Origin of the sequence: Acinetobacter sp. ANC 4178, from assembly GCF_004331175.1 — a bacterium.
In the GTDB taxonomy this organism is placed as follows: domain Bacteria; phylum Pseudomonadota; class Gammaproteobacteria; order Pseudomonadales; family Moraxellaceae; genus Acinetobacter.
In genome coordinates, this window is the sequence record NZ_SJOD01000006.1 from 75,875 (window position 1) to 97,671 (window position 21,797).

The window sequence follows — 21,797 nt, forward strand, 5'->3', positions numbered from 1 at the left end:
TATACCTATCTCTTCAAATACTGACGCACCCATGGCAACACGATTTCTCGAGTCAATGGTGCTAAAGGCGTGCTCTGGTCATCCAACTCAATCCACTTGAGTTCAGCAATTTCAGCTGCAATTTGAGGTGCAGTGTCCAGTTCTACATGAAAGACATGGCTGACCAATAAATAATCGGGTTCATTGGCCGCAGCAGTTTCAAAACGTCCCACAAACTGAATAATTTTCGCCTGACAGCCAATTTCTTCCGCGATTTCACGCAAAATACATTGTTCAGGTGCTTCATCTAGTTCTAGCTTGCCACCCACCTGCATAAAGAAACGGGTATTATGCTTACGCACCAATAAAAGCTGCTGTTGTGCATTCAAGACAATACCCGCAGCGACAGTAATTTGTTTCATTAGGCGTGTTTCACCAAGTCTTGCTGCTCAGTCATACCCCATTTCGGCGTAGGCGCAACATAGCTTTCAAACTGCTGTAAGATGACTTCTAATGATGCATCGGCAATTAAATTTTCACTAAACCGTGAATGGGTAAAACCTTTCTGCGTGGTTAAGTGAATGAACTTAAGCAAGTCATCATAAAACCCTTCAACATTTAAAAATGCACATGGTTTTAAGTGAATCCCCAATTGCGCCCAAGTCCACTGTTCAAAAATCTCTTCCAAAGTTCCCGCGCCTCCTGGCAATGCAATAAAGGCATCAGAAAGTTCGGACATTTTGGTTTTACGTTCATGCATGTTTTTCACCACATGTAATTCCGTCAAATCAGGATGAGCCAACTCACGGTCTACCAAGGCATGCGGAATAACACCAACCACTCGCCCACCCGCTTGTAAGGCACTATCCGCGATCACACCCATTAAACCTGAGCGCCCACCGCCATAGACCAGTGTTTTGCCTTGTTGCGCTAACGTTTGTCCAACATGACGAGCTGTATCTAAAAAAATTGTGTCTGTACCAACCGCTGAACCACAAAAAACTGCAATAGAATGTGTCATTATTTCACCATGTTATGATCTTGTCATACCGCGAAAGTAAAGTAGATCGAGATTTTTTCATAAATTAGCAATTCAATCAGTGTTTTTCATGAAATCCTTGTCTAAAATACACCCATCGATTTAACCCATACTGCGTAAGGGAGAAAAGACATCCATGCTTGAAGCCTTTTACGCCACAGAGCGCGGTAGTTTAGAAGATGCCACCATTAATGGCGGTTTCGATTTACACCCAGAATTGGTCTGGGTCGACCTCATTGCTCCTTCACAAGAAGAACAGCAATGGGTTTTAGATGCCTATGATCAAAATCTCCCCACTTTAAAGTCATTAGAAGACATCTCTTCATCTGCCCGATTCTACCGTGATGATGATGGTATTTTGCATATCAGCACGTATTTTTTAACGAAAAATAAAAATTATCAGGTAGATGGTGAAGCGGATGATAATTCCAGTATTTTAGCGACAGTACAAACGGTTGCTTTTATTTTACATAAAGAGCGGTTGTTTACTCTACGTGGTGAAAAACTGGTGGCCTTCCGTGCCTTTCGCGCACGCGCACGTCGCAATGATTACGAAATTGAATATAAAGACCCGACTTGGGTACTTTTGGGTTTACTGGAAGCCAAACTGGATGAACTTGCGGATATCTTGGAAGATATCCACAAGGACTTGGAAAAATACTCCACAGAAGTGCTGAATAACCGTCATCGTGAACAGATTCTCGACCTTGATGACATGATTACCCGACTGGCACAGTTAGAAGATATGTTAGGTAAAGCACAACTGTGTTTAATTGACTTACGTCGTGTGCTGACCTTTTTATCTCGTCCGCGGGCCTTGGGCAGTCATATCTATGATGCGGACATTCGAGAGTTGAGTGAAGATGTACGCTCACTGGTCGAACATGATGCCTTCTTGTTCCAGAAAGTGCGCTTCTTGCTAGATACCACCTCAGGATTCATTAACACGGAACAGAATGACACGATCCGTCGCTTCTCGATTTTACCCAGTATGTTGGCACCCCCAATGTTGGTGGCCAGTATCTACGGCATGAATACAGATGTTTTACCTTTTGCCCACGGCACCACCAGCTTTATCGCCGTTAGTATGATCATTGTCGGCTTCTTTATTGGCCCACTGATTTATTTCCGCTGGAAAAAATGGATCTGAATATTATTTTTTACATGGTGTGATCCACGAAGTACAACGGAAGATTGTCTTTTTGAGCATAAGATGCAACATAAAAAAAGCACCGCAATTGCGGTGCTTTTCTTTTAGATCAAATGCAAATCATCTTGCAGATGACAAGCCTGAATAATCTTCATCATTTTGTCAGGCACAGCCTTAAAGTGTAAACCTTGTGCTTGTGGCGTTTGGCGTAACCAACGCACCAGTACAGCCAAAGCCAAGGTACTTCCTTGTTGTAACTGCGCCAAATTTACCACCACAGGCAACTGTTGTTGCTGAATCAATGCAAGACCCTGCTGATAGTATTGCTCAGCATTGTCATAATCTATTTTTCCAGTGACTTGTAATTCCTGATTGACGAGACTAATCACCTTTCACCTATCTTATTTTTTCTTTACTGCTGCATCAGCATCGGGTTCAAAGTTAGCAATCGCTTTATCCAGATCACCACCATTACGCTTCACTGTTGCTGCAAACTGGTTACGGAATTGTAGACCTAAATCAATACCAGAAACGTTGATATTACGAATCTTCCATTGGCTGCCTTTATCCGCCAACTGGAACGAGACAGGAATCTTTTCACCATTGTTATTAAAGTCAATGGTCACAACAGGGTTAGCACTGCCTGTCGCTTTGTAAGGACGAACAGTGTAGGTTTGGTTACTGAATTTCGCAAATGCAGTCCCATAATTTTCAATCAGTGTTTCGCGGAAGTTCTTTTCAAACTGTGCACGTTGCGCCGCTGAACTGTACTGATTGGTTGCATAAGTACCCATCACAATACGCGTGAACGCTTGTGAATCCACATATGGGTCTAAGTTTTGACGTACAATTGTTTTTACCGCTGCTGGGTTATTCTGCAATTTCGCATGGTCGGCTTTTAAGCGACCAATTAAGCCATCCGCCACACGCTTAATAAATACTGGAGGGGCTTCAGCTGGCGCAGCAAATGCAGTACCTGCAATCATGGTTGATAAAATGCTTGCCGTTAGTGTTTGTTTCAACAACATATTCACTTCTAAATTCCTCTATCAATTACTGAACAAATGCTGGTTCAGCATCTGTTTTTTCAGTTGGTGCCTCAGCTTCTGCCGATGGAGTCGATGACTTACTCGCACCCGCTGTAATAAATTTACTAATCAAATCTTCAAGATCCATCGTTCCCTGAGTATTGGCAATCGATGCACCGCGCTTGATATAGTTCAAACCACCACCTGGAACCACTTTCAGATACTTCTCACCCAACAAACCGTTGGTTGCTACCATTATGTAAGCATCTTCATCAATACTGGTGATGGATTTCATGTTCGCAATAAGTTGCTGTTCCATTTCTTTTTGTTTCGCTGGTGTAGCTGCGGTATATTCTGTGCTATAGCGCAACTCATCCAACGCATTGTTTTCAACTGTCTTTAACTGCTCTGCATTAAAAGACGTTAATTTACCATCTAGCTCAAAATGTACTGTTGCCAAACGCGTCACTGGATCCAAAGTAATATCAGTTACCCGACCAATGGTCACACCACTCATGGTGACTTTGGCACGAGGCTTCAAGCCATTCACATTATCAAATTGTGCCGTCATGCTATACGCATCACGTAAGTTGGTGCCGACTAAACCACTCACTTTCATTGCCAAGAAAAACAATGCAACACCGAAAACAATGACAAATAATCCTACGGCCAGCTCACTTGCACGTGATTTCATTAAACCCCTCCGAACATGACCGCAGTCAACACAAAATCAAAACCTAATACACAAAGCGATGAATACACCACAGTACGTGTTGTGGATGTTGCAATACCTTCCGATGTCGGTACACAGGTATAACCTTGGTAAACCGCAATCCAAGTACAAAGAATGGCAAAGACAATACTCTTAATAATCGTGCCATTAAAGATATCTTTATAGAATTGCACATTACTTTGCATGCCACTCCAGAAAGACCCCTCATCAACACCCAGAAAATCGACGCCGACCATTTTACCGCCAATAATACCAATGGCAGCAAACACCACACTCAACATCGGCAAGCTAAAAATCCCTGCCCATAAACGTGGTGAAACAATCCGTTTTAAGGGATCAACCCCAATCATTTCCATACTGGACAATTGTTCGGTCGCTTTCATTAAACCAATTTCTGCGGTCAGTGCAGAACCTGCACGCCCAGCAAAAAGTAAAGCAGCCACCACAGGGGCCAATTCACGTAACAACGTTAATGACACCATGGTACCCAACATGGCTTCTGAACCAATGTTGACCAAAATAGAATAGCCTTGTAAGCCTAGAACCAAACCAATGAACAAACCCGATACCGAAATAATCAGTAAGGACATCACCCCAACACGGTACATTTGGTAAACAAACAGTTTGACCCCTAACCATGTTGGCATTGAGCATAGAATTTGTAGCAACATAATGGTTGCAACACCAACACCCTGAACACTTTGAATAACGCGTCTACCTAATGAGGCAATAGCATTCATGCACGAACCTCGCCTGCCAAATACGCTTGATGACTAAACTGATACTCTACAGGACCTTCAGCAGCCCCTGTCAGGAACTGACGCACAAATGGCGATGCATTGGCTTGCAACTCTGCGGGTGTACCTTCACCTTGCACCTTCCCTTCTGCAACCACATAAATATAATCTGCGATAGAGAGTGTCTCTGACACATCATGCGAGACAATAATAGTGGTCAGCTCTAATGCCTCACGCAGAGAGCGAATCAAACGCGTGAGCACCCCTTTAACAATCGGATCCTGACCTGCGAAAGGCTCATCATACATAATCAATTCTGGATCTAATGCAATTGCGCGTGCCAATGCGACACGTCGGTTCATCCCGCCCGAAAGCTCAGAAGGCATGAACTGCTCTGTTCCACGCAACCCTACGGCTTCTAACTTGAGTGCAACCAATTCTGCAATCAAATGCTCAGGTAATTGGGTATGTGCACGTAAAGGAAAGGCAACGTTTTCATACACACTCATATCGGTAAATAAAGCACCGCTTTGAAACAGCATGCCCATACGCGCCCGTGCCGCAAACAATTCATTTCGCGACATTTGACCAATATCTTTACCGTCGAGTAGCACTTGCCCATGATCTGGGGTCAATTGCCCCCCAATTAAACGCAACAGAGTAGTTTTACCTGTTCCAGATGGCCCCATAATGGCGGTAATCTGACCACGTCGAATCTTCAGACTGACTTGGTCATAAATGATTCGTTCCCCTCGCTTAAAACTCAGATCTTTGACTTCAATCAAAGCTGAGTTTTCAAGGGGTGCTTGATTATTCATAGCGGAGAAAGTTCCTGCAATTTTCCAGCACGCATACTATAAAGGATTGAACTATAAAATGTTACCTAGTTACGTCGGGTAAACTGTGTGCAATTTGTTTTTTGATTCGGTGATTTTAATTATATGAATCTGCTCACACAGCATAAAAATTAGAACGCTGTGTTATATAAATTGAGCGTAAAAGAAATAGATCAGATTGCTCAGCAAAAGAATAAAACCAAGATAAGGCATAATGACCTCTTTTAACGAATACCCTAACACAGATTGTTGTTCTATATTGTTGTTCATATTTGTCATATTTCAACATAAATTTGACTTAGTATACATTTTTTAAACAATAAACAAAATCTTTAAGCATAAAAAAACCAGCGCATTTGCGCTGGTTTTTTTAGAACGTATGACTTAGTCGTTAAACTTACGACGACGGTCACCACCTTCACGACGTGGACGATCTTCACCACCGAATGAACGTTGTGGACGATCTTCACCGCCGAAAGTACGTTTAGGACGATCTTCACCACCAAAAGTACGTTTAGGACGATCATCGCCAAACGAACGTTGTGGACGGTCACCGAAACCACCTTCACGACGTGGTGCTGGACGATCACCAAAATCACGCTTTGGACGGTCGCCAAAAGAACCTTCACGACGTGGCTTGTAGTCTACACGGTTACCGCGGTTGTCATCATTCGAGTCAAAACGTGGCTTATCGTTGAAACCGCCTTCGCGACGTGGACGATCACCAAAATCACGTTTTGGACGGTCATCAAAAGAACGTTGCGGACGATCACCGAAACCACCTTCACGACGTGGCGCTGGACGATCACCAAAATCACGCTTTGGACGGTCATCAAAAGAACGTTGTGGACGATCACCGAAACCGCCTTCACGACGTGGACGATCATTATTAAACTCACGACGTGGACGATCTTCACCACCAAATGATGGACGATCACCACGAGGTTTGTCATCGTAGCTACGACGTGGACGATCTTCACCGCCTTCACGACGTTTAAAGTTGCTTTCGCCTTCGAAACGACGACCGCCACCGAAACCACCACGACCGCCTTCACGACCACCGCGGCCACGACCACCACCATCACGGCCACGACCGCCACCATCACGACCACCGCGTGCAGGAGGTGGAGATGGCTCAAGACCTTCGATTTCAGATACTTCTAAACGTGCATCTAAGAAATCTTCTAAAGCACGGATTTTACCACGTTCGCGGTAAGTGGCTAAAGTGATTGCTTTACCCGTACGACCCGCACGACCTGTACGACCAATACGGTGTACATAGTCTTCGTTTTTCATTGGAAGACCGAAGTTGATTACGTGTGAAATGGTTGGTACATCAAGACCACGTGCAGCAACGTCCGTCGCAACTAAAATTTTTGCACGACCTTCACGGATACTACGTAAACGACGGTTACGCACGGTTTGTGGCATAGCACCATGAAGTGCTACAACTGATAAACCTGCTTCAGCCAATTCTTCAGCAAGCATGTCAGTGTCTTCTTGAGTAGAAGCAAATACAACAGCTTGATCTACGTCTTCAGCACTTAACCAATGCGTTAGTAATTTTTTCTTGTGCTCAAAGCCATCAGTCCAGTGTAAAGTCTGAGTGATGTCAGTATTCGTAGAGTGACCAGTTTCGATTGCAATACGTTGTGGATCATTCATCATGCGTTCAGCAAGTGTAATGATACGACCAGCAAATGTTGCAGAGAACATTAAAGTCTGTTTACGGTTTGCAGCAAGATCGCTAATCGCTTCTAAGTCTTCAGAGAAACCTAGATCAAGCATACGGTCTGCTTCGTCGACAATAAGCGCATCAACTTGGTCTAATTTAATTTGACGACGGTTTACAAGGTCAAGTAAACGACCTGGTGTTGCAACAACAACTTGCGCACCTTTTAACTGTTGGATTTGCTTACCAAACGGCATACCACCCATGATCGCTGCAATACGCGCACCTTTCATGTGACGGACAAAACCAATCGCATCTTGACTTACTTGTTGCGCCAACTCACGTGTTGGGCAAAGAACCAAAATATTTGGTTGAGTAATTGCTTTCATACGTTCTTTGAACGGAACGAAAGTCTCTTGACCTGCAAGTGCGTTTAACGTTGGAAGTAAGAACGCCGCAGTTTTACCTGAACCTGTTTGGCTTGATACTAAAAGGTCTTTACCTTCTAAAGCTGCAGGAATCGATTGTTCCTGTACAGGCGTAGGAGAAGTAAAACCTAAGCTTTGTAAAGCTTGTTGTAACGATTCATGTAAAGGAAAATCAGCAAAAGTTTTGCTCATAGAGTATTTCACCCGAAAAATGGGTGCTCCATTAAAAATAAAATTTGATGGACATCGGCAAAAAGCGGCACAGCAATAATCGCTGAAAATATAGAATCAGCGGCGATCCGAGAACGACGATGCGTATAACGCACATTTGATTACAGCCGCAACCTGAAGGAATCGCTTAAGCGATTGGGTGGGGCGCGAAATAATGTCCTCTCTTTGGACCGGACGCGCATACACAATGATAGAAGAGAATGTTCAGGTAATGAACGAAATTTAGTGCGTGGCAAGATTATAACAGCATATTTTTAAAAGTCACCTATTTTAATCGACTTTTACCATTTTTTTCTGAAATATTATTCAAAGATGCAATTAAGCCTTGGAATTCTATATAAAAAAAGCCCTCAATTTTGAGAGCTTTTTTATCATGACTTGATCACATCATCATTCGATTACTTTGCTGCATCGCCCCATGCTGGCACGACGGCCTGCATTAATGGCTTTAACATTTTCATTGAACATGCCAGCACTTGACCATTTTCCATAGAGTCGCTACCACCACGTGCATCAACCACAGTACCGCCCGCTTCTTTCACAATCAACTCGCCTGCTGCGATATCCCAAGGCTTTAGACCGAGTTCGAAATAAGCATCGAAACGACCCGCTGCTACATATGCCAAATCTAATGCTGCTGAACCTGTACGACGGTATTGCGCACCAGCTTCAGTTACATTTAACAATGAAGCAAAATGATTTTTTGCATAAGAAATCACTTCACCATTGCGTTTTGCACGGTAAGCATGACCCACAGACATGAAGGTATTTTCAAGGCTGTCTTTCACATTTACACGGATACGGCGTTGGTTCATCATGGCGCCACGACCACGACTAGCAGAGAACAACTCATCTTTCACAGGGTCGTAAATCACGCCGTGTTGAGTAATGCCTTTATGTTGAACTGCAATAGAGATACAGAAGTGAGGAACACCGTTAATGAAGTTTAAAGTGCCATCAAGTGGGTCAATGATCCAACACCAATCTGCGTCGTGACCTTTGCCTTCTTGAAGACCAAACTCTTCACCAAGGAAACTGTGGTTTTTATAGCTTTTACGTAGCGTATCGATGGTCAATTGTTCCAAATAACGGTCTACACGCGTTACTGGTCCATCAATTCCTTTTTCTTCGACTTGTAGATCAAGTTTATGACGATTTTGATGCGCTTTTAAAAGCTCTTGACCGACTGTTTGAGCCGCACGCGCAGCCATCACCACCATAGGTTCCATTGAACACCCACTACAAATTTGAAGATATTGATTAAAGAATAATGCATAAAAGCCCTTATATCTTAACAAATATAAGCGCTTTTAGGGAAAAAATGTTTCGAAAATTTAGCTTTTGATTAGCTTATATTTTGTACAAGCTTTAACCATACAGATTCTATTGATTTAACAATGCCTTGAGCATCCAAACCTGCTTGTTGCAACATCTGACTATGCGTTGCCTGATGCATAAAGTTATCTGCCAAGCCTAAATTCAGCATCGGTTTAACAATCTGCGCTTGTGCTAAATATTCATTGACTGCACTACCAGCACCGGCCATCACTGCATGTTCTTCCACTGTGACAAACAATTGAGTTTGATCGGCTAAGCGCGATAACATCTGTTCATCTAAAGGTTTCACAAAGCGCATATTCACCACACGCACACCAACATCTAATTGCTGTGCAAGGCTATGTGCTGCTTCCACAGATGCCGCAACACGACTACCAAAGGCCAGAATACTGATCTGTTCATCGGCAGTTTCATTCAATTGCAAGATGATTTCTGCACGCCCAATTTCAAGCTCAGCCATGTGCTGCTGTATTTCCACACCTAAGCCATTGCCACGCGGATAACGTACCGCAGCCGGCCCTGGATATAGATATGCAGTATGCAACATCTGACGACATTCATTTTCGTCTTTCGGTGCCATGATGACCATATTCGGCACCGTACGCATAAAGGCATAATCATATGCGCCTGCGTGGGTTGGACCGTCTTCACCCACCAAACCTGCACGGTCAATACCGAACGTTACATCTAGATTTTGTAATGCTACGTCATGGATCAACTGATCATAACCACGCTGCAAGAAGGTGGAATAGATGGCAACCACAGGTTTTAAGCCTTCGCACGCCATCCCCGCAGCTAAGGTCACTGCATGTTGCTCTGCAATCGCTACATCAAAGAAACGCTCTGGATATTGCTGCGCAAACTTGACCATACCTGAACCTTCACACATCGCAGGTGTAATGGCCAGTAAACGCGAATCTTGTGCTGCTTGATCACATAACCACTGACCAAAGACATCTGAATATTTAGGCGCTGTTTGCGGTGTCGCCTTGGCATTTATTTTACTAATGGCATGGTATTTAATTTGTTCTGCTTCAGCAGGTGCAAAGCCTTTGCCTTTTTTGGTATAGACGTGAATTAAACGTGGTCCACTGCGCTTTTTCAAAGCTTCAAAGACTTGCGCCAATTCTTTAACATTATGCCCATCGAATGGGCCGAAATAATCAAAGCCAATGGCTTTAAATAGGTTGTCGGCTGCTTCCGTCGCGGATTGATGCAAGCGCGAGTTATATGACCATTTTGGATGTGGTTGTACGTAGGCTTCACCTTGTTCTGAAATATGAACCGACTGACCACTTTCCCAAATTGCAGCCAAATGTTTGGCAAAACCACCCGTACTGCACGAAATCGACATGTCGTTGTCGTTGAGTACCACCATCAAGTCAGCATTATGCGCCACGGCATCATTCATGGCTTCAAATGCCATGCCCGCAGTCATAGCGCCATCACCCACAATCGCGACCACATCACAAGGATTTTGTTGGTAGCGACGCGCTAACGCCATTCCCAGACCCGCTGAAATTGCAGTAGATGAGTGACCTACCCCAAAAGTATCAAAAATCGATTCTTCTCGCGCAGGAAATGCCGCTAAACCATCTTTAGCACGAATGGTCGTTAATAGCTCACGACGACCTGTTAAAGCTTTATGCGGATAGGCCTGATGCCCCACATCCCAAATTAGGCGATCATTTGGCGTGTTAAAACAGTAATGCAGAGCGACTGTTAGCTCAATGACACCCAAGTTTGCGCCAAAATGTCCGCCGCTTTGCCCAGCTGCATACAAAATAAATTGACGTAACTCATCCGCCACTTGTGGTAGTTGATCACGCGCGAGCAAACGCAGTTGTTGTGGATGATCGATCGTATCCAGCAACGGTGTTACAGGGCGTTGAGTTGGTATTTCTGTATACAACATATGTGGCAAAGCCTTCTAAAGCCTGGCAAATCCTAAGCTAGGTAAATGGGTTACTCGATCATCGCGGGATGATATCACCTTCAATCAGCCACATTTCTGGCGATGCGTACTTGAGCACAAAACTCAATTGGCGTTTTTTGGTGCGTAGATTATCCTGAATAATATAGCTATTTATCAACTATTATCGTTCGCTTTCTACAAAAAAGAAAATCTTGCACACATTTTCAACGTGACTATTCTACTAATGTCCAAGCATTACGCTATACTTTAGTCAATTTATAAACTATTTAACGGGTTAAACAGTGCCTATAGAATTTGTCGCAACGTCTCGCCTTCCCACTGCTTTTGGTGAATTTAAAATTACGGTCTTTCAAGACCCGAAAACGGGTGAAGAACATGTGGCGCTCTCTAAAGGACTCGATACACCGCCAACGGGTCCAGTATTGGTTCGCATTCACTCGGAATGTTTGACTGGCGATGCTTTTGCCTCATTAAAATGTGACTGTGGCCCGCAATTACAAGCCACGCAAAAACTGATTAATGAAGTGGGGCAAGGCGTCATTCTGTACTTGCGTCAAGAAGGTCGTGGTATTGGGCTGACCAATAAAATTCGTGCCTACGCCCTGCAAGATCAAGGACATGACACCGTCGATGCCAACCTCATGCTGAATTTACCTGCCGATGCACGTCGCTACGACATGTGTAGCATTATGTTGGATCACCTCAATATCAAAGAAGTTCACTTGATCACAAACAATCCATTAAAAATTAAAGCATTAACCGATCTTGGCATTAATGTAATTGATCGTGTACCGCTCACGGTCGGTTTAAATCCATTCAATGAAGATTATTTAAAAACCAAACATGAACGCATGGCACACATGTATAAAAAGGATGACTTTTAAGTCATCCTCGTCTGATTTATTTGCAAGTTTTTCAATCAATAACAGCATTTAAATCAGCTAAATCGTCATCGAGAAAATACGATTATTTGGCATTTTCCGATTTAAACGCAAATCGAATGCCATACAAATATTCCGTACAAAGGGTTTGCCTTGCTCAGTAATCTGAATGCGATCTGCTTCAATCGTTAACAAGCCATCTTTTTGCATTTCTTCCAGTTGTTTTAATACCTGCGGTAATTCTGGAAATCGCTGAGCTTGATCCTGCCATGACGTCGTAAAGGTACACATTAAATTCAGAATATGTTGCCGAATCACCAAGTCTTCATCACTTAAAAGATGCCCCCGATAGACAGGGATTTCATTTTGCTCTAGACCTGCATAATAATCTTCTAAAGTCTTTTCATTCTGCGCAAAGCTGTACCAACTGTCGCTAATTGATGACAATCCTAAGCCAATCATGACTTGCGTTTTGGATGAGGTATAGCCCATAAAATTACGATGTAAATTGGCTTGCTGAAAGGCTTGATACATTTTGTCGTGTGACAAAGCAAAATGATCCATGCCAATTTCATGATAGCCTTGTGCCAATAGTTTTTTCTTGCCCTCTTCATAGAGCTGGCGTTTTAATTCATCTTTGGGGACATCCTGATCTTTAAAACCACGTTGTCCATTGCCTTTAATCCAAGGCACATGCGCATAACTATAAAATGCCAAGCGATCTGGACGTAACAGATTGGTTTGATCAATGGTATGTAAAACATCATCTAAGTTCTGAAAAGGCAAGCCAAAGACCAAATCATGCGAGATTGAGGTATAACCAATGTCTCGTGCCCAATCGGTCACTTGTTGTACATGGGCAAAAGGCTGGATGCGATGAATGGCTTTTTGTACTTTTTCATTATAATCCTGCACCCCGTAGCTGACACGGCGGAAACCAAGGTCATATAAGGCTTGCAGATGTTCACGCGTGGTATTATTGGGATGCCCTTCAAAACTAAATTCATAGTCTTCGGCAACTTCAGCTTTCGCCAAAATGCCTTGAATGAGTTGGATTAAATGTTCGACCGAAAAGAAAGTCGGTGTGCCACCGCCCAAATGGATTTCTTTGATGATGGGTTTTTCGACCAACAACTGACAATACAGATCCCACTCTTTTAACACCGCTTGGATGTAAGGCTGTTCCATCTCATGCTTTTTGGTGACGCGTTTATGGCATCCACAAAAAGTACATAGGCTTTCACAAAATGGTAGATGGATATACAAACTAATGCCTTCTTGAGCATTCGATTCATCAAATGCTCGCTTTAGGCTTTGCTTCCACTGCGCCAAACTAAAATCTTGCTCTTCCCAATACGGCACAGTCGGATAACTGGTATAACGTGGACCTGCAACATTGTACTTTTGAATAAGGGAGTTGGCTTGAGTCATGGATGCCCCATCAGAATCGCTGCCTGATACAACAGGCTTGAGTCCTCTATTGTGCGGAGCTTAAATTCAGAATTCAACCCAGCCTTTTAGTCGGGATAATTTCTATGAGATCAGACAGATACTGCGATTTAAACCAACCAACTCATTTATCCAAACAAGAAAAAACCTTAATTTTTTTATGATTTTATGTTACATGTTAGAGCAACTTTTATTATTTTTTTAGAGGGTTGAGATGCAACATCCAACGTCCACAGATATTCAACGTGTTCGTGACTTTCTTCTCGATTTACAAGCCCGTATTTGCGCCAGCTTAGAACAACAAGAACGTGCTGGCGGTGGAACTGCTGAATTTGTGATTGATGATTGGCAACGCCCTGAAGGTGGTGGCGGACGTTCACGCGTATTACAGAATGGTACGGTGATTGAAAAAGGTGGTGTAATGTTCTCACACATTAACATTTCCAAACTGCCTGCTTCTGCCACTGAACGTCATCCTTCGATTGCAGGTGCAAAAGCGCAAGCTATGGGTGTGTCTTTGGTGATTCATCCTAAAAATCCGAATGTGCCCACTTCACATGCCAATGTCCGTTTATTTGTAGCGGAGCCTGAAGGACAAGACCCGATTTGGTGGTTCGGAGGTGGCTTTGACCTTACGCCATTTTATCCCAACGATGAAGATGTACTGTCATGGCATCAAACAGCGTATGACTTATGTGCCCCATTTGGCGATGGCGTCTATGCCGAGCATAAACAATGGTGCGATGACTATTTCTATTTAAAGCATCGTGATGAACAACGCGGTGTTGGAGGTTTATTCTTTGATGATTTAAATCAATGGGACTTTGAAACCTGTTTTAACTACATTCAAGCGGTGGGCAATGGCTACCTAAACGCGATCTTGCCAATTTTCCAAAAAAATCAAGATAAACCCTATACTGAAGCACAACGTGAATTTCAGCTTTACCGTCGTGGTCGTTATGTCGAATACAATCTGGTGTATGACCGCGGTACACTCTTTGGGCTACAAACAGGCGGACGAATTGAATCGATTTTGGTCAGTTTGCCTAATTTAGCGGGTTGGTCATATCGCCCTGAATGGGAACAAAATAGTCCCGAAAAACGTCTGTCCGATTACTACTTAAAACCCCATGACTGGTTAACCGAACTGGCTCCACAATAACCAACTGCCGGAATTAAAATAGCCATGACTGAAACATGGCTATTTTTTTGCATCCTTTTTCTGAAGGGTGATGTACATCTCTGGCATATTCGCTTACAGCTTTAGACTATGCAAAACACGATTTTTGATTACACTCAACAAGGTTCGATTACTTGATGCCCTCTATGTACAACAACAGGGCAAACGGACTGTGAATTTTTCAACTTTAGGTTTAATGATGATTAAAACAATGCAATCAACAACAGGATTATTTTGGAGCATGCTGTTTACCTTTTGTGCTGCACTCAGTATTAATCTTATTTATGAATATACACTCACCGATCACTTGAGCTTGAGTGTGACAATTTTGGCAGGCGCTGTGTTGCTGATTAGTTTGTTTTTACTTTTAATTGATGTAGTTCAAGACATTTGTAACCCCTAAGTTCAAGCTGTAATCTGGAACCTACTCAGAGGGAGCATTCAAGACGTTCTGGTCTTTAGCATTACAGCAAATTACCGTATAGTGCTGCATATTTCTCCACTGGATCTTGTGTGATGCGCAAAAAGTTTGCCGTGATTGGCAACCCGATTGAACAGTCCCGTTCCCCTGAACTTCACCATGCCTTTGCAGCAAAAACGGGCATCGATCTCCACTACTGCAAACGCTTAGCCCCATTAGATGGCTTTGAAGCCAGTGTGCAAGAGTTTTTTGCTCAAGGGGGCTGTGGCATGAATGTCACCGTTCCATTTAAAGAGCAAGCCTTTGCACAATGTCAGGTCCTGACCGAACGAGCCAAAATTGCCAAAGCCGTCAATACGCTATGGATACAGGATGGCATACTGTACGGCGACAATACCGATGGTCAAGGTCTGGTCAATGCGATCCATGCTTTGGGTTGGTCACTCGCACAAAGCCGTATCTTAATTTTAGGGGCAGGTGGGGCAACACGTGGTGTGATTTATCCTTTGGTACAAGCAGGCGCGAAACACATCGTGATCGCCAACCGTACCCTATCTCGGGCGGAACAACTGGTGACAGATTTACAACAGCATGTGCCGCAAGCTGAACTCAGTGCGACAGCGCTCACCGCATTAACTGGAGAATTTGATTTGGTGATTAATGCCACTTCTGCCAGTTTGAGTGGTGAAGCCTTAATCCTTCCAGAACAACTGATTTTTCACCATGCTTACGAAATGGCTTACGGCAAACCCTCTAGTTTTCTAGATCAAGCCAAAGCACGCGGCATCCCAAGTTCTGAAGGGTTTGGTATGTTAGTCGGGCAGGCCATAGAAGCCTTTTCCATTTGGAATGGGGTAAAGCCTGAGTTAAAAGATTTTCTTTAAACACGCAGTCAAACCCATGCAAGAAAAATAAAAAAAGCCAACCGACTGGGGTTGGCTTTTTTAATACATCACTTTATTTCAAATGCGTAGCCACAGCGACATACGCTTTTTCATACAGATCATAATCCATAAAACCATCGTGGTCTTTGCTTAACTTGGCAATAGATTGCTCGGAAAGTTTATTTTTACGATCATCGGCAAATGCTTGTCCCAACACGGCTGCTGCACTTTTTAAGGCTGTGGTTTGTTCAGCATTGAGCTCATAATCATCCTTGAATAACTCAATATAATAATCTGCAAAGATAGCTTGCGGCGTTTTATACTGCTGAATTCGCTTATTCCATGCCTGATATTCTTTCGCACCTTCCGATGCTTCCAGAACAATCCGCGCAGCACTATAACCTAGCTCATCAAACTGGTCTGGCTCCAACAATTTATGCTTGTCTTTGAGTGCATTTAAACGCGTTAACGCTTTGCCTTTTGGTTCTTCTAAACGGTCATTGAAACGGTAGGCATAGACTTCGGCAATTTCATTTAATTCGCTATTGCTATAGTGCTTCACCACTTCAGGACGGTTTGCAGACAACATCAAGACAAATACAGATTGATAGGTTTTGATATAAGAACCTGTGTTCGCAAAGGTTTTTTCTGCCAAGTCTGACAACTGCTGATCAAAGCTCAAACGATCTGCCTGCTGCCCATCTACACCAGTTCCAGACATGCCTAAAGACTTGGTAAAGCCAGTCACTGCATTTTCTAACATTGAACCTTTGGTGACTTCTTCAATCGATTTGGCATCGCGTAATGCTTTTTTATCAATCGGTGTGGCATGTCCATAATTCGAGACTTGCATATCTACATGGATACCGAAATTACCAATCGTCTCATCAGCAAATTGTAATTGATAGGCCAAATCCACCGCGCGACCTTGATTATCCAACGCCACATCAATCGTGACTGGCATCGCCTGTCCACTTTCCGCTAAAGCAGCCTGAATTTCAGGCTGATGCTTGATCCATAGTGCCTTAAATGCCTGCACATCGGTCAATTGATCGCTGACATAAGGTTCAAAAATATGTTGTACTTCTTGCATCGCCAACACTTTTTGCTCCAGTGCAGAAGCAGAAGCGGTTGATTTCGCATTACCTTGCACTGGTTGTAGCAACTTGACGCCATAAATATCCTGACAGTAAGTCACATCACCAATCGCAAGATGTTTTTTACTGCCCAACAACGCTTCACATGCCTGTTCCGACAAGAGTTGATTTGATGATGCTGCGGCAACTGCACCCGTAGCAATATCTTCTGCCGCCGCATCTTCAACAACTTCTTCCTGTGCTTCAGCAACCTCTTCTGTATGTTCAGATGCATCAGTTGATTCTTGCTCTGGATATAACAATTCATCCAAGCGATTATTGATTAAGGTTGCAACACGCTCTGAAGATGCATAGGCTTGTGCACTCACTGATTCATCACTTGCTGCAACCGCCGCTTCTGAAGCTTTTGCAGCCTCTTCTGCTACAGTTGAAGCATCTTCACTGACGGTATCCGTTTCAACCACGCCCATGACTCGCTGAGTAAGGTAGGGTTTATTAATCTGCTCAAACAAACTCATTTGCAGCATTAAACGACCCAAATCACCTTGATAGCGAATTTTGTTGCTGATGCCCTGTTGTTTTTCTGATGCTGAAACATGCACACGCTGCAACTGTTGGGTATCTGCCAGCATATAAGGCAAAGCATTGACTTGCTTCAAATACTCAACCAGCTTCGGCACATTTACACGACTAAGATCTTGTTTATATTTGGAAAAATCTAAATATGCATAAGATGCCTGACTGTCTTTATTAACCAAGTACGGCATGAACGCGAAATAATTGGCATAGAACTTATAGTTTTGAAAATCCACCACCATTGGGAGCTTGGCTTCAACCAATAGCGTTGGTTTTTGATATTTGGCCACCAAATTTAAAGACGCCATTTTGTCTCGATAATGTACCGAACCATCATAGCTAATTTTTAAATCATTGATAAAATTCATAAGACCAGCAGCAACGCGTGCGGATGATGAATCCGAACCTTTACCGTAAGCATACGGATTTTGCTCTGCAACAATTGCCTCATACAAGGCCTGCTTTTCTTGTTTACTCAACGACAACTTTTGTTGTTTTAAGTACTGATCTAATTGCTTTTGAATGGCAGGCTCTAAATTCTGCGTTGAATTCGAGGCTGGTTGAGTACTGGCAATTTTGCCTTTACTGGTATCGAACTGGAAACCCATGTTACCGCGATAATCGTAACTCGGATATTCATACATCGCATTGACGCCAGTAACCGCTTGTTGTTCCAAAGAGGTATTGGCCAAAGAAGATGCATTCGAATTGGATTTTATGACATGCTGAGAGCAACCGACCATGCTCAAACTTAAAAGACAGCAACTTAAATATTTTAAACGCATAGGTTTTTTTAAACCCCTTATTTATTTATACTTTAAGACATCAAGAAAATTGATTAAATGATCAAAAGACCGCAGATACTGTAGCAAAAAAATACAATATTTTGATAACAATTTTTACCTTAATTAGCCTTTCTGACATTTTTATTGGGCTACACTATCAATGTATTTTTATAACTAATGTGAATAATCAAATTATCGATTCAGATAATCCAAAACTATTTTTAAATTAGGATTAATATCATGCCAGCATATAAAGCCCCTTTACATGACATTCGCTTTTTAATGAATGAAGTGTTTGACTACCCTGCACATTACAAAACTTTATCCAACGGCGAACTCGCTGATGCTGACACTGTAGATATGATTCTAGAAGGTGCGGCGGATTTCTGTGAAAACGTACTCTCTCCGATTAACCAATCTGGTGATGAAGAAGGCTGTCATTTTGACAATGGCGAAGTAAAAACGCCAAAAGGTTTTAAAGAAGCCTATGAGCAATTTGTCCAAGGGGGTTGGCAAGGTTTATCTTTCCCTGAAGAATTTGGCGGTCAAAATTTACCGCAATCTTTAAACCTGATTAAATCGGAAATGATGGGGACAGCAAACTGGTCATTCCAGATGTACCCGGGTTTAAGTATTGGCTGTATGAACACCATTTTACAGTTTGGTACAGATGAACAAAAAAATCTGTATATGCCGAATTTGGTCGCAGGGACATGGTCAGGCACCATGTGTTTAACTGAGCCACAATGTGGTACAGACTTAGGCCAAGTCAAAACTAAAGCCGAGCTAAATGCGGATGGGACCTATAGCATTTCAGGCACCAAAATTTTCATCTCTGCGGGTGAACAAGATTTAACTGAAAACATCATTCATATTGTTCTTGCACGTCTTCCAGATGCACCTGCGGGTACCAAAGGAATTTCGCTGTTTATTGTGCCTAAATTCTTGGTGAATGAGGATGGCAGCCTCGGTGAACGCAATCCTGTAACTTGTGGTTCGATTGAACATAAAATGGGAATTCGTGCCTCTGCAACAGCCGTCTTAAACTTTGACAATGCGGTCGGTTACCTCATTGGTGAGCCAAACAAAGGCTTACATGCCATGTTTACCTTTATGAATACCGCACGTATTGGGACAGCAATTCAAGGCATTGCACATGCTGAACTGTCTTTCCAAGGTGCTTTGCCTTATGCCAAAGAACGTATGTCGATGCGTGCCCTGTCTGGTAAAAAAGATCCTGAAAAAGCCGCTGATGCAATTATTCACCATGCCGATGTACGTCGCATGTTGCTGACTCAAAAAGCCATTGCAGAAGGTGGCCGTGCCATGATTTATCATGCTGCACAAATTGCCGATAAAATGGCGGATGCTTTAACACTGGGTGACACCGCCGCTTTTGAAGCAGCCGATGATCATTTAGGTTTTTATACCCCAATTTTAAAAGGTTTCCTCACCGAATTGGGCTTAGAAGCTGCCAACCACGGTATGCAAGTTTATGGTGGGCACGGTTATATTAAAGAATGGGGCATGGAGCAAATTGCACGTGATGCACGTATTGCAACGTTGTATGAAGGTACCACTGGTGTTCAAGCACTCGACTTGATTGGTCGTAAAGTTCTACTGACCTCTAAAGGTAAAGTGATTCGTGACTATACGGCTGAAATTTTGAAATTCTGTGGTCAACATGCACGCAATAAATACATGCGCCGTTTTGCGTGGGACTTAACCAAGCTTTGTGCACAATGGAATGCGTTAACTGTCCGTATTATGCTGGCGGCACGTAAAGACCGTGACATCGTATCAAGTGCATCGGTAGACTTCCTCATGTTCTCGGGTTATGTGATGATGGCTTACTTCTGGGCGCAACAAGCAGCCGTCGCTTCTGCCAAACTTGCTGCGGGTGAAGGTCAAGAAACCCCTGAATTCTATAAAGCGAAAATTAAAGTCGCAGACTTCTACTTTGAGCGTTTGCTACCACGTACACAAGGTCATGCTGAAGCGATGGTGAATCCTTCTCGCACCATGACTTCTCTGGCTTCGGAACACTTTAGTTTTGATTACTAAGTTATAAACTCAATAAAAAAGACCGCTAAGGCGGTCTTTTTTATTGCTTAAAGCTCTTTCATCCCTCTACTGAACTTCTGCTAAAAGTGCCTGAGCTGCCATTTTACCCAAGGTATTCGATGCCAATGGACTATCGCCTGTAATTAGCTTACGGTCTTGAATACATTGTCCTGACATCTCTTTATTGACCACTTCAACACCCAGCTTTTCTAAACGATCTGCCAGCAACCACGGTAATTCCCCAGGCATATAGCCGATATCTAGGTTTGCCCCTTGATCAAGTGCATCGGGGAAAACACACATTTTATAACCTTTGAAAATATAGTTTTCAGGAGCCTCATTCAATGCAGCCGCTAACAGTCCTGCTGGCCCATGACACAGTGAAATCACAAATTTATCTTTTGCCACCGCCCATTTCAGTAAGGTTTTTAAATCTTCACTTTCAGGTAAACCAATTAAAGCGCCATGCCCACCCGGAATGAGCACAGCCAAATAAGGAGAGTCATCACCTAAACTATTTTTCAGTACATCTGCAAGTTTTAAGGGCTTCTTAAACTGGGCCAAATATTTTTGGAATGTTGTAGGTACGACTGCGTCTTCATGCGGCATCGCCCACATTTCAAGCTTAACGGGATTGCCCGATAAAGTCGCAATATCAATTTCAAAACCTGCACGGTCTAAGTGATACATCGGCAATAAGGTTTCTACAGGATGATTACCCGTAGAGAAGAATTTGCCATTTTTCATGAGCAAATAGCGTTCATCGCTTGCAATCATCAGAATTTTTTTATGCCCAGTATAAGGCGTTGGATAGTCGGTCCCATCAAAATCAGTTTTACTGGCGGTGTATTGAGAAAGTGAATAAGGTGAAGGGAAAAAGGCATTGTCTTCAGCTAAATCAGGGGTTGGATTACGGTCTTGGCTGGTCTGTGCCATGCTGATTCTCCTTTGTTATTACTTGGTTATTTTCAATTTTTCGAACCTTAGCGTTCTGTACCACAGCTCATTTATTCAGCATAACAAAGTTTCAAAGTGGCTCTGTTTTAAGATGTAAATATAAGCTGGTCTTCATAACAAAATACAAAATTGGGCAATAAAAAAACCCCGACATCCTGTCGGGGTTTTTTGTATTAACTGCTATAAGGTATAACTCCTGTCGTACCTGCATCCTTGCGCTGATCTTTATTGTTATTCTATTGTGTAACAGGATCAAACCAAATCGAGATATTGCCTCGATTAACTAAGGCGTTGTTGTAAGTAGACCACTTAGTAGTACGATAAACTTTAGGTGTAGGCTTATTCATTTGAGTATTATATTGCGAAATAAGCTCTTAGCAGAGGTTTGTGCAACAA

19 protein-coding genes and 1 pseudogene are annotated in these 21,797 nt (G+C 42.9%); 6 read left to right on the forward strand and 14 right to left on the reverse strand.

The genetic code is table 11. The features are described from left to right. Positions 1–5 precede the first annotated feature (5 nt). On the reverse strand, positions 6–401 hold the full coding sequence (locus E0H87_RS13050) for an NUDIX hydrolase (RefSeq protein WP_131323987.1): 396 nt from the start codon (positions 399–401) through the stop codon (positions 6–8). Then, the gene (locus E0H87_RS13055) at positions 401–1,000 is read right to left on the reverse strand and encodes a TIGR00730 family Rossman fold protein (RefSeq protein WP_131323988.1); all 600 of its coding nucleotides are present in this window, start codon (positions 998–1,000) and stop codon (positions 401–403) included. The genes E0H87_RS13050 and E0H87_RS13055 overlap by 1 nt, the downstream gene beginning before the upstream one ends. 154 nt (positions 1,001–1,154) lie before the next feature. On the opposite strand from E0H87_RS13055, the gene E0H87_RS13060 reads away from it, so the two are divergent. Continuing rightward, entirely contained in the window at positions 1,155–2,168 is a 1,014-nt protein-coding gene (locus E0H87_RS13060; protein WP_131323989.1) for a magnesium and cobalt transport protein CorA, read from the forward strand. 104 nt (positions 2,169–2,272) lie between these two features. Here the strand turns inward: E0H87_RS13060 and E0H87_RS13065 are convergent, their stop codons facing one another. From E0H87_RS13065 to dxs, 8 genes are all read right to left on the reverse strand, one after another. Then, positions 2,273–2,557: a lipid asymmetry maintenance protein MlaB gene (locus E0H87_RS13065; protein ID WP_131323990.1), complete on the reverse strand. Its 285-nt coding sequence runs from the start codon at positions 2,555–2,557 to the stop codon at positions 2,273–2,275. Positions 2,558–2,569: 12 nt separating this feature from the next. Beyond that, positions 2,570–3,202: a phospholipid-binding protein MlaC gene (locus E0H87_RS13070; protein WP_131323991.1), complete on the reverse strand. Its 633-nt coding sequence runs from the start codon at positions 3,200–3,202 to the stop codon at positions 2,570–2,572. A gap of 19 nt (positions 3,203–3,221) precedes the next feature. Next, positions 3,222–3,890 (reverse strand): outer membrane lipid asymmetry maintenance protein MlaD, encoded by a 669-nt coding sequence (locus tag E0H87_RS13075; RefSeq protein ID WP_131323992.1) that lies wholly within the window; start codon positions 3,888–3,890, stop codon positions 3,222–3,224. After that, complete coding sequence (gene mlaE, locus E0H87_RS13080; protein ID WP_116761088.1) at positions 3,890–4,669, reverse strand: lipid asymmetry maintenance ABC transporter permease subunit MlaE; 780 nt, start codon at positions 4,667–4,669, stop codon at positions 3,890–3,892. The genes E0H87_RS13075 and mlaE overlap by 1 nt, the downstream gene beginning before the upstream one ends. After that, complete coding sequence (locus E0H87_RS13085) at positions 4,666–5,484, reverse strand: ABC transporter ATP-binding protein (RefSeq protein WP_131323993.1); 819 nt, start codon at positions 5,482–5,484, stop codon at positions 4,666–4,668. The genes mlaE and E0H87_RS13085 overlap by 4 nt, the downstream gene beginning before the upstream one ends. A 402-nt stretch (positions 5,485–5,886) precedes the next feature. Continuing rightward, positions 5,887–7,794: a DEAD/DEAH box helicase gene (locus tag E0H87_RS13090; RefSeq protein ID WP_131323994.1), complete on the reverse strand. Its 1,908-nt coding sequence runs from the start codon at positions 7,792–7,794 to the stop codon at positions 5,887–5,889. A 437-nt stretch (positions 7,795–8,231) separates the two neighbouring features. Continuing rightward, a complete protein-coding gene (locus tag E0H87_RS13095; protein ID WP_131323995.1) occupies positions 8,232–9,062 on the reverse strand; it encodes an inositol monophosphatase family protein in 831 nt (276 codons plus the stop codon). 116 nt (positions 9,063–9,178) lie between these two features. Next, positions 9,179–11,086, reverse strand: coding sequence for a 1-deoxy-D-xylulose-5-phosphate synthase (gene dxs, locus E0H87_RS13100; protein ID WP_131323996.1), 1,908 nt, complete (start codon positions 11,084–11,086; stop codon positions 9,179–9,181). A 302-nt stretch (positions 11,087–11,388) separates the two neighbouring features. On the opposite strand from dxs, the gene ribA reads away from it, so the two are divergent. Beyond that, positions 11,389–11,991 carry a GTP cyclohydrolase II gene (gene ribA, locus E0H87_RS13105; protein WP_131323997.1) on the forward strand — a complete coding sequence of 201 codons (603 nt, stop codon included), beginning with the start codon at positions 11,389–11,391 and terminating at the stop codon, positions 11,989–11,991. 57 nt (positions 11,992–12,048) lie between these two features. Here the strand turns inward: ribA and hemN are convergent, their stop codons facing one another. Then, positions 12,049–13,419, reverse strand: a complete 1,371-nt coding sequence (gene hemN / locus E0H87_RS13110) for an oxygen-independent coproporphyrinogen III oxidase (protein ID WP_131323998.1) — start codon at positions 13,417–13,419, stop codon at positions 12,049–12,051. Positions 13,420–13,651: 232 nt separating this feature from the next. Here hemN and hemF point away from each other — a divergent pair, with 232 nt between their 5' ends. The 3 genes from hemF to aroE all read left to right on the forward strand — a co-directional run bounded on the left by hemF (position 13,652) and on the right by aroE (position 15,922). Further along, on the forward strand, positions 13,652–14,599 hold the full coding sequence (hemF, locus tag E0H87_RS13115; protein ID WP_131323999.1) for an oxygen-dependent coproporphyrinogen oxidase: 948 nt from the start codon (positions 13,652–13,654) through the stop codon (positions 14,597–14,599). A gap of 124 nt (positions 14,600–14,723) precedes the next feature. Beyond that, a complete protein-coding gene (locus tag E0H87_RS13120) occupies positions 14,724–15,020 on the forward strand; it encodes a hypothetical protein (protein ID WP_131324000.1) in 297 nt (98 codons plus the stop codon). A 113-nt stretch (positions 15,021–15,133) separates the two neighbouring features. Beyond that, complete coding sequence (gene aroE, locus E0H87_RS13125) at positions 15,134–15,922, forward strand: shikimate dehydrogenase (RefSeq protein ID WP_131324001.1); 789 nt, start codon at positions 15,134–15,136, stop codon at positions 15,920–15,922. 73 nt (positions 15,923–15,995) lie between these two features. Here the strand turns inward: aroE and E0H87_RS13130 are convergent, their stop codons facing one another. Further along, the gene (locus tag E0H87_RS13130; protein WP_131324002.1) at positions 15,996–18,380 is read right to left on the reverse strand and encodes a hypothetical protein; all 2,385 of its coding nucleotides are present in this window, start codon (positions 18,378–18,380) and stop codon (positions 15,996–15,998) included. A gap of 240 nt (positions 18,381–18,620) precedes the next feature. Between E0H87_RS13130 and E0H87_RS13135 the strand changes: the two genes are divergently transcribed. Continuing rightward, a complete protein-coding gene (locus E0H87_RS13135) occupies positions 18,621–20,444 on the forward strand; it encodes an acyl-CoA dehydrogenase C-terminal domain-containing protein (protein WP_131324003.1) in 1,824 nt (607 codons plus the stop codon). A gap of 66 nt (positions 20,445–20,510) precedes the next feature. On the opposite strand, the gene hchA is transcribed toward E0H87_RS13135, so the two are convergent. Both hchA and E0H87_RS13145 read right to left on the reverse strand, forming a co-directional pair. After that, the gene (hchA, locus tag E0H87_RS13140) at positions 20,511–21,380 is read right to left on the reverse strand and encodes a glyoxalase III HchA (RefSeq protein WP_131324004.1); all 870 of its coding nucleotides are present in this window, start codon (positions 21,378–21,380) and stop codon (positions 20,511–20,513) included. Between the two features lie 260 nt (positions 21,381–21,640). Beyond that, positions 21,641–21,748: pseudogene (locus tag E0H87_RS13145) on the reverse strand (IS5/IS1182 family transposase); the annotation flags it as partial. Positions 21,749–21,797: the final 49 nt, after the last annotated feature.